13 protein-coding genes are annotated in these 16409 nt (G+C 54.6%); all 13 read right to left on the reverse strand.

The features are described 5' to 3' along the window. Positions 1-71: 71 nt before the first annotated feature. Positions 72-1526 (reverse strand): response regulator, encoded by a 1455-nt coding sequence (locus IEY11_RS04855; RefSeq protein WP_188885963.1) that lies wholly within the window; start codon positions 1524-1526, stop codon positions 72-74. Further along, complete coding sequence (locus tag IEY11_RS04860; protein ID WP_188885964.1) at positions 1507-3294, reverse strand: sensor histidine kinase; 1788 nt, start codon at positions 3292-3294, stop codon at positions 1507-1509. Before IEY11_RS04860 ends, IEY11_RS04855 begins: the two co-directional genes overlap by 20 nt. A 167-nt stretch (positions 3295-3461) precedes the next feature. After that, entirely contained in the window at positions 3462-4994 is a 1533-nt protein-coding gene (locus tag IEY11_RS04865) for a sulfatase (protein WP_118729028.1), read from the reverse strand. A gap of 20 nt (positions 4995-5014) precedes the next feature. Continuing rightward, the gene (locus IEY11_RS04870; RefSeq protein WP_118729029.1) at positions 5015-6481 is read right to left on the reverse strand and encodes a sulfatase; all 1467 of its coding nucleotides are present in this window, start codon (positions 6479-6481) and stop codon (positions 5015-5017) included. Positions 6482-6910: 429 nt separating this feature from the next. Continuing rightward, positions 6911-8263, reverse strand: coding sequence for an MATE family efflux transporter (locus IEY11_RS04875; RefSeq protein WP_188885965.1), 1353 nt, complete (start codon positions 8261-8263; stop codon positions 6911-6913). 150 nt (positions 8264-8413) lie between these two features. Continuing rightward, positions 8414-9151: a glucosamine-6-phosphate deaminase gene (gene nagB, locus IEY11_RS04880; RefSeq protein WP_188885966.1), complete on the reverse strand. Its 738-nt coding sequence runs from the start codon at positions 9149-9151 to the stop codon at positions 8414-8416. A 21-nt stretch (positions 9152-9172) separates the two neighbouring features. Next, a complete protein-coding gene (locus IEY11_RS04885; protein ID WP_188885967.1) occupies positions 9173-10084 on the reverse strand; it encodes a carbohydrate kinase family protein in 912 nt (303 codons plus the stop codon). A 3-nt stretch (positions 10085-10087) separates the two neighbouring features. Further along, positions 10088-11455 carry a family 4 glycosyl hydrolase gene (locus IEY11_RS04890; protein ID WP_188885968.1) on the reverse strand — a complete coding sequence of 456 codons (1368 nt, stop codon included), beginning with the start codon at positions 11453-11455 and terminating at the stop codon, positions 10088-10090. Between the two features lie 16 nt (positions 11456-11471). Next, entirely contained in the window at positions 11472-12116 is a 645-nt protein-coding gene (locus IEY11_RS04895) for a DUF624 domain-containing protein (RefSeq protein ID WP_188885969.1), read from the reverse strand. 14 nt (positions 12117-12130) lie between these two features. After that, on the reverse strand, positions 12131-13231 hold the full coding sequence (locus IEY11_RS04900) for an ABC transporter ATP-binding protein (protein ID WP_118360265.1): 1101 nt from the start codon (positions 13229-13231) through the stop codon (positions 12131-12133). 15 nt (positions 13232-13246) lie between these two features. After that, positions 13247-14098, reverse strand: coding sequence for a carbohydrate ABC transporter permease (locus IEY11_RS04905; RefSeq protein WP_117751200.1), 852 nt, complete (start codon positions 14096-14098; stop codon positions 13247-13249). 15 nt (positions 14099-14113) lie between these two features. Then, the gene (locus tag IEY11_RS04910) at positions 14114-14986 is read right to left on the reverse strand and encodes a carbohydrate ABC transporter permease (protein WP_188885970.1); all 873 of its coding nucleotides are present in this window, start codon (positions 14984-14986) and stop codon (positions 14114-14116) included. A gap of 70 nt (positions 14987-15056) precedes the next feature. After that, positions 15057-16376, reverse strand: a complete 1320-nt coding sequence (locus tag IEY11_RS04915; protein WP_188885971.1) for an ABC transporter substrate-binding protein — start codon at positions 16374-16376, stop codon at positions 15057-15059. Positions 16377-16409 lie beyond the last annotated feature (33 nt).

Below are 16409 nucleotides of genomic sequence, written 5' to 3' on the forward strand. Positions count from 1 at the left end.
TGAGTATAGTTTACCGTAAACCCTGCACAAAGTCTTTTTAATATTTGACTCGGTTTTTCACATTTATGACATTATCCGCTCTGCTTGTTCTTGCGCACATCATTCGGCTTGCAGCCGAACACCTTGTGGAAAACCGTCGAGAAGTAGCTCATGTTCGTGATACCGACACGAAGAGCCACCTCTGAAATGCGCAGACTGCTGTTTTCCAGCAAGCAGCGCGCCTGCTTCATGCGCACGCTCATCAAATACTCCGAAAAGTTAACGCCGACCTCCTTCTTGAACTGCCGCGACAGGTAATCCCGGTTGAGGAATACCACATCCGCAACCGTATTAAGTGAAAGATCCTCCGCATAATGCGCATTGATGTGATCGAGTGCCTTTCGTATTGCAGCAGAATATCCTACGCCGTGCTTGCGCTGCAGTACGGCAATGCCTTCACAAACCGCTTCACACAACGCCGCAAATGTGCAGCAGGAGGCAACTGCATCCGCTGTATGCTGCAGCTCCGGCTCCAGCTTGACAGCCAGACCGGAAAACAGCTGCTGCACGGTTTCGCGCAAAAAGCTGCTGCGTACTTTATAGTTCTCTGCGCACTGCAGCAGACGCTCCAAATCGGCACAGCCGCCCTGAATATCTCCATCGGTCAGCTTAATCGTTGCACGCATGATACAGTTTTCCACTTCACTGACATGAATCTCATGCGGCAATTTCTGTGCTGACACCTGATAAAACCGCGCATCAAAGTCCCGCACGGCCTCTGCAAATGACTTTGGCAGATTGGTAAAATGATGATGTACGCCGCTGCATCCGATTCCGCCGTTCAGCCTCTCTGCACATTGATAGAAATATGCCGCCGCATCCTGCTCCTCCGCAAAGGCATTCCGCCTAATGTTGACAAGCAGGTACACCTCCTGCTCACTGTACGCATAAAACAGCGGATTTTCAAAATGCTCCTGCATGTTTTTCTGCATAATCTCCGCATTTTGACCTTGATTGAGAAAAAACACCGTCAGAAATGCGCGCTCGTTCAAATAAATACTGTTTTCCTGCAAATCAACGGCACTGACCGGCGTCATGTCCTCGCTCTGCTCCACCATACTGCGCAGAAAGCGGCTGCGCCCGATCTGCTGTACCGCACTCTCAGAGATATGCTGCTGCCGGCTGCTCTGCAGCTTATCCAGAACCGCACGAATCTTATCCGCACTGACCTCGGTTTTTAGAACATAATCCTTAGCACCGTTCTGCATGGCCGCACGAGCATATTCAAAATCATCGTGGCAGGTCAGCATGACGACCGCCGTGCCCGGATACTGCCGCCGAAGCTCCTGCAGCAGTTCAATACCATCCATTTTGGGCATGGTGATATCTGCAAATACCACATCGGCAGGGTTTGCCTTCATCTCCTGCAGCACCTTTGCACCTGAAGTCACCGCTGCGGTGATTTCATTTTCGCCGCCTGCATCGCGCACACACTGCACGATATACTGCTTGACCAGCGGTTCGTCGTCAACTACTATGATCTTCATTTATCTCGCCTCCCTGTTCCCGCTTCGGAATAGAACGGTAGTGATCCATCGTAATCGTTACTGTGGTGTATTTGCCGAACTCACTACGAACCGTCACATCCGACCGACCGCCATAGATAATCTGCAGACGCTTGCGCACATTGCGCAGACCGATGCCATGATGTAACCGCCCAGAGCGGTAATTTCCTGACTGCACCTGTTCTAACCGCTTCGGAGCAATACCTTCACCGTTGTCCGTTACCTCAATATACAGTGCATTACCGCGCAGACCTGCCCTCAAGCGAATTTCACAACCTTCCTCCATCTCAGCAAAGCCGTGAAAAAAGGCATTACCGATGATCGGCTGCACGATCATGCGCGGCACATAAATGCCGTACATCTTCTCCGGCACCTCGCAGATGAGAACCGTGTCCTTTTCCGTGCGGCAATTCATGATGGACATATAGCTGCGCATCAAATGCAGCTCCTCCTCCAGCGGCACGAACTGTATCTCCGGCGTTGCCGGAATATGCAGCAGCTCGACCAGTTCATTCATCATTCGGTAGGCGCGTTCCTGCTGGTGCATGGCGATCAGGCTCTTGACCGACAGCAGCGTGTTGTTAAGGAAATGCGGATTGATCTGCGCCTGTAGAAAATCGTACTCCGTGCGCTGTTTTTCCTGCTCTCGGATACGGATATCATCAATCAATTCTTCAATTCGATGTATCATGCCGTTGAAGGTGGTACTGAGCACATAGGTTTCTTCGTATTCGTCCTTGACCGGCAGTTCACTCAGCTTTTCAACCGACATATCTCCGATCTCATCCGTAAAGTCGGACAGCACCTGCGTAATGCGTCTGCCGCGCCAGTACGCAATGCTTGCTGCAACAATACAGCCGAGCAATACAATCGTCAGACAATTTCGCACGGTTTTCAGTCCGTCCCTCAGCAGCTCGTCCATATTCTGTTCTTCGACAAACGTCCAACCGCTGGACGCATCATGGTAATTGGCAATCAGTATCTTTTGTTTGGAGCGTTGGATAATCTTATAGGTATTTCTGCCGTATTCCTCCTGAAATGTCTTCATATCGAATGCCCAGTTGCCAACGCGGTTGGGATTGGTGTGCGAAATAATGATGCCGTTCCGGTCAAGAATGTACACCTTCACACCGTCGCTGACCAGCTTTTGAAACGTGCGAAACAGTGCTTCATACCGCGAGGTAAGTACAATCATTCCGACAACCTTGCCATCCTGAGCATATACGGTCTTGCCGTACGCCAGACCATAAGTAGAAATATCATCCACATCCCAGAAGCGCAGATTCCAGCTGGTATCAGTCTCACCGCTGTAATGCTTGATGTACCAGTAGGTGTTTTTCAGGCTTTTCAGATTGTTTTCATCCGGGTCAGTCGAAAACATACGGCGGTCGTTCATCAGAATATCGATCGTCATATCCATGCCGATCCGTTTGAACTGACGGTCGGTCTGCTCCAGCAGCATTTGGATGGCACAGCTGCTCTTTTCACTTTTCGGCGCCGTCAGATCATCGTAAAAATCCTCATACAGTGCATCCATCGCCTTCACCATGTTGGTGCGGTTGACCGAGTTGCTGTCGCTGATCTGCTGCAGTACATCTACGCGGGCCTTGCCTTTTTCGCCTACTACAAGCTGAAAGGTAAAATATCCGATCGCGCAGACCGCAATCGCTACCGAAATCAGCACGCACAGCAGACTGGTCGCTATCATGCTCTGCGACATTTTGCGGCGTTTGCTTCCGCAAAGCAGCATACGCCATACCCCATTTCTCTTTTCTCTCTGCAATGTGCTCGCTCCTCTGCCATATTCCTGCGCTGTCAAATTCCGTCGATTGCACCGCTTCTTTTATGATACAGGAAATATGGCAAAAATGCACACCCTTATCCTTCCAGCAAGAATGTGCATTTCAACCAGTTTTATCAGATACCCAAACGTTCGTACTGCTCCGGCAGTGCGTCGTGTGCCGCCATACAGCGTTTCATCTGCTCGATGCAGTGCCGCTCCAGTGCTTCATCGTGCAGCGGATGCTCCTGTGCATAATCCGATTCGATATCGAACAGCAGTGTTTCCTCGTTATACGGCGAACGACCGACAAACTGCTGCGAATCATTGCCCCAGTGAATAATATCCGCCGGGAAACGGTATACCGGATAGTCCGTCCAAGGCAGGAAGCGACCCATCTCAATCCGCTTGTAATCCTCGGTGTTTACAGCATCGTTGCCGCCGTAGAACTGACGCAGAACGGTCGGCATAGCTGTGTAAACGTACAGCGGCTGGTTTTTCTCGTCCTTTGCGGCACGGAAATAGGTGTATTTGCCGTCCGTCCACGCCATCTGCTTGCCGAAATAGCCGAAGATCGCACCGTCACGAACCTTGTCGATCTCACCGCGCAGCAGCGGCAACAGGCTCTTGCCGTGGATTGGATACTGCAGCACCTCCTGCGAAATCTCGTAATACTCCATCACGGTCGGCAGAACATCAATGTTCTGCGTTACTGCACTGCATCGTCCTGGCTGTACACCGGGTGCCGAAATCATCAGCGGGATGTGGAAAACCTCGTTGTACGGCGCCATATAGTTTTTCGCCATATAGCCGTGCTCGCCGAGATGATAGCCGTGGTCCGTGGTAAACACCAGCATAGTGTCCTCCCACATGTTGTACTTATCCATCACATCAAGAATTTCACCGAGATGACGGTCAGTCATGGTCATGACAGCCTTGCAGCGTCTGCGCAGATGCTCGGTCTCCGCCTCATTAAACTCGTTTGGCGCATAGGACGGATGCGTGAAGTCCGGTCCGTCATAGTCGCCTTCCTTCTCGTACAAATCGAGATAATACTTCGGGCAGTCATACGGCTCATGCGGGTCAAACGCCTCTACCCACAGAAAATAGTTATCCGCGTCATGATTGTCCTCCAGCCATTCCGCTGCATGCCACATGGTCTTTACGCTCGGATAATCATACTCTGTGTGAAAGTGCGAACGGTTTTCATGTTCAGCTTCGGTCCACGAGCCTTTAAACCACTTCGGCGGCGTATCCGGACGAATACCGTCCTTACACGGACGCGTCCACACCGGATCACATTCCTGACCTCGGTTGACCTCCCATGCGGTAAACCCCTTGACATAATTTTCACCGCCGCAGATGATATAGTGCGCATGATCGGCAAACATCTGCGTATGCACATTCTTTTCACCAGAAAGAATGCTCTGCAGGCTCTGATCAAACGGCTCCATTGCTCCCCACGGTTTTTCAAGAAAGTTCAGCCGTCCGGTCATGATGTCGCGGCGTGCGGGCATGCACGGCGCAGAGCCGCACCAGTGGCTGTCAAACACGACAGATCGCCGCGCCAGCCGGTCAATATTCGGTGTGATGGCCGCGTCCTCGCCCGCACCATACGCGGACAGCATGCGTCGATTGAGTGTATCGCACAGAATGAAGATGGTTTTCATGTTGTTCCTCCCTGTTATTCTTACGGCTGCTGCAAGCCGATTCTCGCATATTGCTCTGCCGGCGCATCGTTTTCCTGCATCAAACGACGCATTAAATCAATCATGTGCTGCTCCTGTATCAGATCCTTTATCGGGTGTTCTTGCTTAGGATCGGTCTGCAGATCGAACAGTGCATCTCGGTTTTCCTCCGGCGCAGTGGACATGCATGGATAAAAATCCTTTGGCATGGCAATTTTCAGCGTTCTGCACCCTTTGGTAAAGGAAAACGGCTCGTGCAGCGTCAGTTTCTGCAGTTCTTCCGGTGCATACATGGCTCGCTGATGCAGCGGCAGCAGCGTATAATCATAGAGCGCTGTGCCCGGTCGATCAGCCCGCATATATACCCATCGACCATCTGTCACGCAGACATGCGCGCCGAACATACCAAACAGCGCAGCATCACGAACTGGTATATCCTGCTGCAGAACGGTTTGCAGGTCGTGACCCTGCATATCCGGTGGAACAGGTACGCCAAAGTACGACAGTAGCGTCGGCGCAAGGTCGATAGTCTGCACCAGAGCTTTCCGGCGTTCTCCTGCTGCTCCGGTTCGCGGATCCCAAATGAACAGCGGTGTGTGCGACAGCTCCTCGTAAAACAGCGGACGATTTTTCGCCCACCATCCATGCTCTCCCAGCAAAAAGCCGTGGTCGGTCGCCACGATAAGCATGGTATCCTGCCACATCCGGTGTACATCCATGTAATCGAGCAGTTTGCCCAAATATGCATCACACATGGTCAACAGTGCACCGTACTGATTGCGGCAGTGCACCTGTGCAGCCAGAGGTTCCGTCACATGGTCATAAGGCGGCCAATCAAACCGCGTCCCATTATAGTCATCCGAATAGCGATTCTGATACTCTTCCGGCGCAAAAAACGGCTCATGCGGATCAAAGGGTTCGATATGCAGCAGCCAGTTATCCGCATCACGGTTTTCATTCAGGAATTCATGCGCCAGACCGAACACCTTCTCCAGCGGCTGCTTTCCCAGTCCGCGGATATAGGCACGGTTAACTTCATCCTGTTTATTTGCCTGCCCCAAATGCGGCGGCAGTTCCACTGCACCGACATGAGCCTTCCACGGATCACCTTCCTGTCCTCGCACGCACTCCCATGAGTTGTAGCGCGTGTGATAGGTAGCACCGCCATCCTCCCAGTAGTGCTGATGATCCGAGATCAGATGCGTGTATACGCCGCTTTTCTTGAGCAGCTCCGGCATTGAGTCATCAAACGGCTCGATTGGTCCCCAGCTTCGGTGCAGAAAATTATACCGTCCGGTGTGCAGCTCCCGCCGAGCAGGCATGCACGGCAGTGAGCCGGCATAACAGCGGTCAAACATGACCGAATGCTTTGCCAGACGGCTGAAATTCGGCGTTTGCGTCCAGCCGCAGCCATACGGCTCCAGACAGTGCCGGTTCAGTGAATCAAAAAGCAGTAAAATTGCTCTCACCGGTGCACTCTCCTTTCGTCCGAATACGACTTTCCCAGTGTATTGTTCTGTACGACTTGATTATAGCGTCCGGAGACAAAATCCGTCTTTCGATTATTTGAGGGATTTTTTCACTTTTTTGTGTTTCGATGAGTAAACAGATAAACGACTCTGTAAACACAAAAAGACAGCTTTCGCTGTCTTCAGTCTGTCGAAAAAGTCAATCTATCGTTTTTACTTTTCGTGCGGCAGCACGCATAAAATAGAATTTGCACAGCAAATTCATAATTCCCGGGGGCGTGTACCTCGGGAATTATACAAGGGACGAAAAATTGTGCCCGTAGGGCGCGGCTTTTCGTCAAGATTCGATTGAAATCGTGGTTTCAATCGAGAGGCTGTCGAAAAACGGAGTTTTTCGACAGCCTCAAGACAGCTTTCGCTGTCTTTTTGTTATTTCAGCATATCCCGCTTGATTTTCCCAATCCGCATATAATACCATACCAGATTGAGCGCCGCCGCGCACACCCATGCTGCGCCTTCCGCAAAGAATACACCGCTCTTTCCAATGAAAACCGGCAGCACGAGTGCCGCGCCCATGCGCATAAGCATTTCTGCAAAGCCAGAGAGCGTCGGCACAGTCATTTCACCCAGACCCTGCAGAGAGGAGCGATACGCCTGCAGCACGAACAGTGCAAACAAAAACGTCATCAGCACCATGAGATACCGATAGGCCACCGCCAGCGCATCTGCTGCGCCCGCCTCCTCGGTCGAAAGAAACAGTCCCAGCAGCGGTTTGCCCGCAACAAGCATAGCCGTCACGATGGCGGCTGTAAATTCGGCGGACAGCACCAGTACCGCCCGAATGCCTGCATCAATGCGTGCCGCGTTTCGTGCACCGCGGTTCTGCCCCATGTAGGCTGTCATGGCATAGCCAAACGCCACTGATGCACTTTCGAGTATGCCGTACAGCTTGTTGGCCGCCGTATAGCCCGCCACGAACACCACGCCGAAGCCGTTCAGCACTGACTGCAGCACCATGCCTCCCAGTGTGATCATGCTCATCTGCAGACCGGTCGGAATGCCGAGGCGGCACAGGTGCAGCAGAATGGCAGGGTCGGTTTTCCAGTCAGCCTTTGTCATCTGCACGAACGGCAGCCGCCGCAGAGACCGCAGACACAGCAGAAACGCAATCAACTGCGCCAGCACGGTTGCGAACGAGGCTCCGAAAATGCCCCAGCCAAAGCCCATCACGAACAGCAGGTCGAGCGCAATATTAGCAAAGCTCGCCGCGATAATCGCAAACAGCGGTGTTCTGCTGTCGCCCAGACAGCGCAGCACGGCCGCCGCCATGTTGTACGCAATGATGATGAGCGAGCCGCCGAACTGCACATATAAGTACGTCTGTGCTCCGCCGAACACCGCAGGATCAGTGTGCAGCAGTGTGAGCAGCGGCCTTACCAGCAACAGGCTGATGATCGTCACCGCAATACCGAACCAGCACGACAGCTTAACGATCATAGCCAGTACACGACGCAGCCGGTCGTATGCGCCCGCGCCGAACTCCTGTGCCGTGAGAATCGCAAAGCCCTGCGTAAAGCCCTGCAGTCCCCATAAAACCAGCCAGTTGATCCAATCCGCCGCACCGATGGATGCCAATGCCTGCATGCCGACACCGCGTCCGATGATGATCGTATCCACGATGGTATACAGCTGCTGAAACACGCTGCCCAGCATCAGCGGCAGCGAAAACAGCAGAATCAGCCGTATCGGACGGTCGTGTGTCATATCGGTAACGCGCACCATATCGCACCTCCCTTGCGAAAAATCATAAAACCCAAAGCGCAGAAGGAGACAGAACTGCACTTCGGGTTTCAAAACGACGGTACCGCAGAATGCTGTTGATTTACCGCACGGTAAGATAAAACACGGTACCGCCGCCGTTATGATCAGGAATCAGAGAAAATCGCCGCACAGGCTGAGAGCTGCCTCATCTGCGATAACGATCGCGTCGTTGTGCAGCTGCAGAATCGAACCGGGCACCTTGGGCGTTACCGGACCGAAGCAGGATTCACGGATAGCCCACGCCTTGTCCTCGCCGCTGGCAACGACCAGCACCTTTTTTGCGGTCATGATGGTGTGAATGCCCATCGAGTAGGCACGGCGCGGCACCTCGTCCTCGCTGACGAAAAAGCGCTTGTTTGCCTCGATGGTGGACTCGGTCAGCTCCACGCAGTGCGTGCCCTTGGCAAAGCAGTCGTCCGGCTCGTTGAATCCGATATGGCCATTGCGGCCGATGCCGAGCAGCTGGATATCCACATCGCCCACACTGCGGAGCACCGCGTCATAGCGGGCGCACTCCTTTTTCTCGTCCGGCTCCATGCCGTTCGGCAGATTGATACGCGACGGGTCAATGTTCACATGGTCAAAAAAGTGGTCGTGCATGAAATAATGATAGCTCTGATCGTTTTCCGGCTTCATGCCATAGTATTCATCCAGATTGACTGTAGTCACATCCGCAAAATCCAGATCGTCCTTTTCGTACCACTTGACCAGCTGCTCATATGTGCCGATCGGCGACGAGCCGGTGGCAAGGCCGAGCACGGAATCCGGCTTGAGGATGACCTGCGCGGAAATGATATTTGCCGCCTTGCGGCTCATATCCTTGTAATCCTTTGCACGAATGATTCTCATAACAAAAAAGCCTCCAAACGCTTATAAATCCTTATACTTTTCACGCAGTGCGAGCAGCTCGCTCTCCTGCACATACTCGGTCAGGCAGCCCACACCGGTGACACTCTTGCCGCCTGTGATGTTGCCGAACCGCACACAATCCGCGAACGGATAGCCATGGTACAGACCGTACATCAGTCCTGCAAGGAACGCATCGCCCGCACCGGTGGAATCCTTACAGGTGAATTCCGGAATATTGCGCAGCAGACGCGGCCTGCCATCCTCGAGGATGAGACAGCCGTCCTTATCCAGCTTGACCAGCGGGTGCTCAAAATACTCCGCCAGCACGCGGAGCGCCTCCTCCGGCGTGTCCCTGCCGGTAATCTTGAGCGCTTCCTTGGTATTCGGCGTATAGTAATCCGCCAGACGCAGATAATCACCGTACTTCTCAAAGCTCAGCTCATCATCCCAGCCCATGTCGAAAATCAGAATGGCTCCTTCCTTGTGCAGCTTGCGATATACCGGCAAAAAGCCCTCCTGCATCTGCACCAACTTAGCGCCCTTAGACATGGTATATACCCGCTCGAGCAGCTCGTCCGTGATGGCGGTCGGCTTGCAGTAGGTCGCAAATGTACGGTCGCCGGGCGTGAGCATGGCACTAGTGACATTCACCGGAATACCGGTCTCGCCCTCCGCCGCCAGATTGTACGGAGAAACGCCGTTCTGCTCAAACTGCGCGCGGGCAAAGCCGGAAAACAGATCGCTGCCGAGATAGGTCGCCAGACGGGTCGGAATGCCCAGCCGGGCGGCGTTTACTGCCGTACCCGGTGCACCGCCGCCGAGCAGCACGCGGAAATCCTGCGAAAAGATCTCCTCGCCCTCCTGCGGCACGCGCGGCATGCCGACATACATCAAATCCACATTGGTCACACCGACCGAAGCGAGAAACGACATGCGTCAGTCCCTCCAGTCCCCGATATACGGCGCGTTGAGCTTGATATACTCGTCGGTCAGCTTGCTTGCCAGCGAGTAAGAGCCGACCAGCGGGTGCATGGTCAGGCACTCGGTAATATCCTTTCTGGATCGGTTGACGATACCGCGTGCCGCCAGACGTTCGTAATATTTTACGCGGCGGATCATTTCGAGGTTGCTCTCCGGAATGTTCTCGATATGGTGCGGCTTGCAGCCCTCGCGGGAGATATCGCAGGTAACCTCGATAATATCGGTCGGCTCGAGGCCCTCGATGGCATTGCCGTTCGGTGCGCACAGGATCATCGTGCCCATGCCGCCGGAGGCTGCAATCTCGATGAACTTGAGCGCAACGCCTGCGTAGCCGCCCGCGTCCTTGGAATACACATCAAACGTCCACGGCTTGTCGCGGTGAATACCGGTCTCGTTGGCCATATAGTTGTTCTCGCGGATGCCGTACCACTTCTCAAAGCACTTGAGACCTGCCTCGAAGTCGTTCTCGATGTCGATCTTAGACAGCTCCTCGGTCATGTGGCGGTTGATGTCGCAGATCATCTCGCCGCGCGTCTGCTTGGCATTCAGAATGTTGGCAACCGCCTTTTCACGGTAGTAGAAGTAGTAGAGGTACTCATTGAGCACACAGCCGCGGTCCTCGAGCAGACGCTTCTCGAAAAAGCGCATATCGGTCTTGGCGTAAGCCTCGTCATTGGCGATCAGCTCGGTCATGATCTCCTTTCCGTCCACCTTGATGCTCTGGAAGTAGGACAGATGATTCAAACCGTAGCACTCGCCGTAAATGCGGGACGCATCCACGCCGTACAGGTCGGCAAACTGGTGCAGCATGCCGCTCGGTGCGTCGCAGATACCGTAGGTGAAATCATATCCCATATCGCGCAGCGCCTGCGAAACCACGCCTGCCGGATTGGTGAAGTTGAATACCTTGACGCCCGGCTTTGCCAGCTTTTTGATCAGCTCGCAGTATTCAGCCAGCGCAGGGATCGAGCGCATGGCGAACGAAACGCCGGCAGCGCCGGTCGTTTCCTGACCGAGAATACCCAGATCAAGCGCCAGTCGTTCATCGCGCACGCGAGTCGCATCGCCGCCGACACGGATGGTCGTGATGACGTAATCCGCATCGGTTACCGCCTCCTCCGCACTGGAGGTCAGCGTGAACTTCATGGTCGGGCACAGCATACGCGCAACGTGTGCCGCCAGACCGCCGTAGATGCGGAGCTTTTCCGGATCGTTATCCATAAATACCAGCTCGTCGATGTGCAGCTCCTCCGCACGCTGCGCAATGCTCTTTGCGAGGAACATGGAGCGTACACCGCCGCCGCCGATTACCGTTAATTTCATAAAAAGATACCTCCTGTTATCGAATCAGATACCGTTTGCAGCTGGACCAGCCGATCATGCCCGAGGTAAATCCGGACAGACCGCACGGGAACAGCAGCACATACGGCAGAGAAAGCGGGAAAAACAGCACTGCCGGAATCAGCAGCAGCGCATTTACGCCCAGCCCCAGCACAGTCATGCCGGGACGGAGCAGACACAGCAACCACGCATTTTTCGCCGCCGCCGCAAACGGGATGTCCACCGCCGCCTGTACTGCCCAGAAATTCTGGAAAAACGCAGCCGTGACGCAGAGCAGCAGCATGCCCAGCAGCGCCGGGAAAAATCCGTCCGCCGTTACCAGCATCACGCCCATCCACAGCAGCGCAAGCTCGGCCAGTCCGCACAGAAGATTGCGCACCGTATCCTGCCGCAGCGCCGCACGGAAATCGGTCCACACGTCGTTCGGCACATCACGCGCCATATTGACCGTGCAGCGCGCCATGGCGGCTCGAGCCGCACCGAAGGTCACGACCGGCAGACAGCACAGCAGAAACAGAACATTCAGCTTGACGAGCTGCCAGAACTCCCGCGCAAGGGTCTCTCCGACCCATGCAGCGCCGGTTTTTTCCGGTGCATCCTTGGCAACGCCCGGACCTTCTTTCAAATAGGATGGACGAAACACAGATTTTCCTCCTGTCAGAACGCGATCGCGCGTTCGGTCTGCTTATCGAACAAATGGATGCGGCTCATATCCACAGCCGCGGTGATGGTGTCGCCCGCATGAATCGGCTCGCCGGACGGCGTACGCACGGTAACGGACGTACCGTCACAGGTGCAGTGCGCGTAAATCTCCGCGCCCATCAGCTCGGCAATATCCACATGCATGGTGAGCGTATGCGCCGCATTCTGCGTAAACTTTTCACCCGAGGTGTGCAGATTCTCCGGACGGATGCCGAACACGACCGTCTTTCCGACGTACTCACTCAGCGCATCGCTGCCCGCAAAGTGCAGGCTCTGGTCCGCGAAGGTCAGCTTGTAGCCGTCCGCATCGCGTCCCAGCTCGGCGTCCATGAAGTTCATCTGCGGCGAACCAATGAAGCCCGCAACGAACAGATTGCACGGATGGTCATACAGCGTCTGCGGTGTGTCCGCCTGCTGAATCTCGCCGCCCTTCATAACAACAATACGGTCGCCCATGGTCATGGCCTCGGTCTGGTCATGCGTAACGTAAACAAAGGTCGTATCCAGCTTCTGATGCAGCTTGATGATCTCGGTGCGCATCTGGGTGCGCAGCTTGGCATCCAGATTGGACAGCGGCTCATCGAGCAGGAATACCGCCGGGTCGCGCACCATCGCACGTCCGAGCGCGACACGCTGCCGCTGGCCGCCGGAAAGCTGCTTGGGCTTGCGGTTGAGCAGATGCTCGATATCCAGCACCTTAGCCGCCTCGTGCACCTTGCGATCGATTTCGTCCTTAGGTGTTTTTCGCAGCTTGAGCGCGAATGCCATGTTCTTGTAAACCGTCATATGCGGATAGAGCGCGTAGTTCTGGAAAACCATCGCGATATCACGGTCCTTCGGCGCTACATCGTTCACCTTGCGGTCACCGATGTACATTTCGCCGTCCGAAATCTCCTCCAGACCCGCGATCATGCGCAGTGTGGTCGATTTGCCGCAGCCGGACGGTCCGACCAGTACGACGAACTCCTTATCCTTGATCTGCAGGTTCAGGTCGGAGATAACCTCGATATCACCGGGGTACACCTTCTTGATGTGATTCAAACTAATGCTTGCCATGTAATTTCACCTCGTTTATTCTTTGACCGAACCCGCGGTCAGGCTGGAAACGACCTGCTCCTGGAAGATCGCAAACACGATGATCGAAGGAATGACCGCAATGGTAACTGCGGCAAACAGCGCCGTGTAGTTAAAGCTGAACTGGCTGGTAAAGTAGCTGAGCGACAGCGGCAGCGTGCGGGCACTCTCGCTGCTGGTCAGGATCAGGGAGAACGTAAATTCGTTCCATGTATTGAGGAAGCACAGCACAGCTGCGCTCGTCAGACCGCCCTTGGCGCACGGCATCATGATCTGGAAGAACGTGCGCAGGAAGCCCGCACCGTCGATGTAGGCGGCCTCTTCGATCGCCTTGGGAATGGACTGGAATGCGCCGCGCAGGATGAGCAGGCTCATCGGCATATTCAGTGCGGTGTTGACCAGAATCAGACCCGCCTTGGTATCGTACAGGCCCAGATTGTTGACCACGCTGTACACCGGCTGCAGCAGTGCCGTCATCGGAATGACGAGCGACAGGCTGAGCAGCATGTACAGCAGCTTATCGCACGGAAAGCGGAAGCGCGCAAACGCGTAGCCTGCCATAGCGAAGACGAGCACATTGAGTACAGTCGCACAGCAGGTGACGATCACGCTGTTGCCGAAGAACTTGAAGATCGGCGCCATATCCAGTGCGGACTGATAGCCGTCAAACCCGAAGTGCGTCGGCAGCGAAATGCCGTTCGACAGGATCTCCGCATTCGTCTTGAACGAGGACAGGATGACCCAGATGATCGGGAACAGCGCAACAACCACGCACAGCGCCATAAACAGATATTTGAGCACAAAGCACAGGCGTTCTCTGCCGGTCATTGCACCGAAGCTGGTTTTCATTTGTCGAACGCCTCCTTAGTAGTCTTCTTCGTTGACGCGCATCGCCTTGTTGATGAGCGTCATGCAAACGACACCCGCGATGACGATGCAAACGCCGATCGCATTCGAGTAGCCGTAGTTGTTTTCGTTCTTGTACACGCTGTACAGCATGAGCGGCAGGTTCATGGTAGTTGAGCCGGGGCCGCCCTTGGTGGTGATGTAGATCAGGTCGAACATCTGCAGCATATAGGTTGCCGCCATGACCATGGTCGTGCCGATGATCTTGCGCAGCAGCGGCAGCACAACGAACATATCGGTCTGGAACGAGGTCGCACCGTCCACTCGGGCCGCTTCGAGCACCGAATCGTCAATGGTCAGCGCCTCGGCGAGCACGAGCGTCGTGGTGTAGCCCGCAAACAGCAGCCACGTCATGGTGACGGACGGGAACGCTGTTGTGGTATCCATCAGCCAGTTATGCGTCAGGTTTTCCAGACCAACAGCCTTGAGGATGGAATTGACCACGCCGTACTGCGGGTTGAAAATATTGAGGAAGATCATGCCCATTGCGGCGTTGGAGATGATATTCGGGATCATGTATGCCGTACGGACAAATTTCCAGCCGCGCGGCTTTTTGTACAGCACAAGCGCCAGGATAACGCCGATGGAGACATGAATAATACAGTGAATCAGAATCCAGACGACCGTGTGGCCGCACGCCTGCCGGAAGGTCGCATCGCTGAACAGCTGTGTATAGTTCTGCAGACCGATGAATGTCATCGAATCGCCCGTCAGCCGGTAATCAAACAGTGAGGAAACAAACACGATCACCAGCGGAACAGCATAGATCAGCAGGAACAATGCGACAGCCGGAAGCAGGAACACCGGCAGCCAGCCCTTTTTACGTTTCATAAAGCGGTTTCCTTTCTTGTTGAGGAGAAAAACAGGGACCCGTTTTTGACGGGTCCCTGCGGTAAACAGTTTACTGGTTCTTCGCTGCAGCATCCGTCAGCGTCTGGCAGAAGCCCTTTGCGTCCAGCTCACCCGAAGCGAGCAGCGGGAGCTGCTGGCTCATAACGTCGAGCAGGTTGGAGTACATCGTAGCCTGCAGAGTATCCGAGCGCTTTTCACCCTCAGTGGTTGCAAGGTCAAGGAACTCAGCAAGCAGCGGGTACTTGTCCTTTGCGGTGTCGGTCAGCTCTACCGTGTTGGAGGCCGGAACCATGCCCTGCATCTCCATTGCGGTCTGCTGTGCCTCAGCCGAGGTAAAGAACTTGACCATCTCAATGGCAGCCTCTTCTACCTTCGGGTCGTCCTGCTTGGTAACGATGTAGCCCTGAATCGGTGCATCGTATACGAAGTTGCCCGGGAACAGTGCTACGCCGACCTTATCAGCGAAGCCTTCCTCTGTCATGGAGGTATCGGAGAAATCACCGATCATCCACGGGCCGTTCGCCAGCATTGCAGTCTGGCCGGACAGGAAGTTGTTTGCAGCATTCTCATACTTGCCGCCGATTGCATCCTGCGTGGTGTAGTTCTGGTACATCTTCTGGATTTTCTCGGCTGCTGCGATCATTTCCGGCTTGTTGTAGTCGGTCGGGTTCATGGTATTCATGAACTCCAGGCCTGCGTCGGACTCGGTGCCAACCATAGCGCCCATCCACAGCTGGGTTACCCACGCAGAATCTGCGGTATCCATGGACAGCGGGGTGATGCCGGCTGCCTTCAGCTTGTCGCACTGCTGGAAGAACTCGTCCCAGGTCTTAGCCGGCTCGGTGATGCCTGCCTGCTTGAACAGCTCCTTGTTGTAGAAGTAACCGATAACCTGACCTTCCATCGAGGAAGCGTAGATCTTGCCGTCGCGGCTGTTGGTAGCCAGTGCGGTATCGGAATACAGTGCCTTCCAGTCTGCATCGGAATTTACCGCATCGGTCAGGTCAACTGCCAGATCCTTGGCAACGACCATATCCAGCAGATTGTAGCCGCCGCCGTAAATAACCGGCGGGAGATCGCCCGTGCCAAGCTGTACCTTGATCTTGTCGATGTAGTTCTGGTCGCCCGGAACGTCTTCCTTCTTGATCTCGTACTTGCCTGCGTACTTCTCATTGAATTCCTTAATCAGTTCATCGCATACCGGAGCGGACGTATTCGTGCCGCACTGGAACGTCGGATAGTTGATGGTGATCACACCGGAGCTGTCACCGCTCTGTGCAGAATCATCCTTCTTGCCGCCGCAGCCGGTCAGTGCGCCGGTCAGCAGCGCGCCTGCCATCAGCAGGGAGAGGATACGCTTTGTTTTCATGTGGGGTTCCTCCTCTTTCTCTCCTTACGGCAT

The organism is Butyricicoccus faecihominis, from assembly GCF_014648015.1.
Taxonomy (GTDB): Bacteria; Bacillota; Clostridia; order Oscillospirales; family Butyricicoccaceae; genus Agathobaculum; species Agathobaculum butyriciproducens.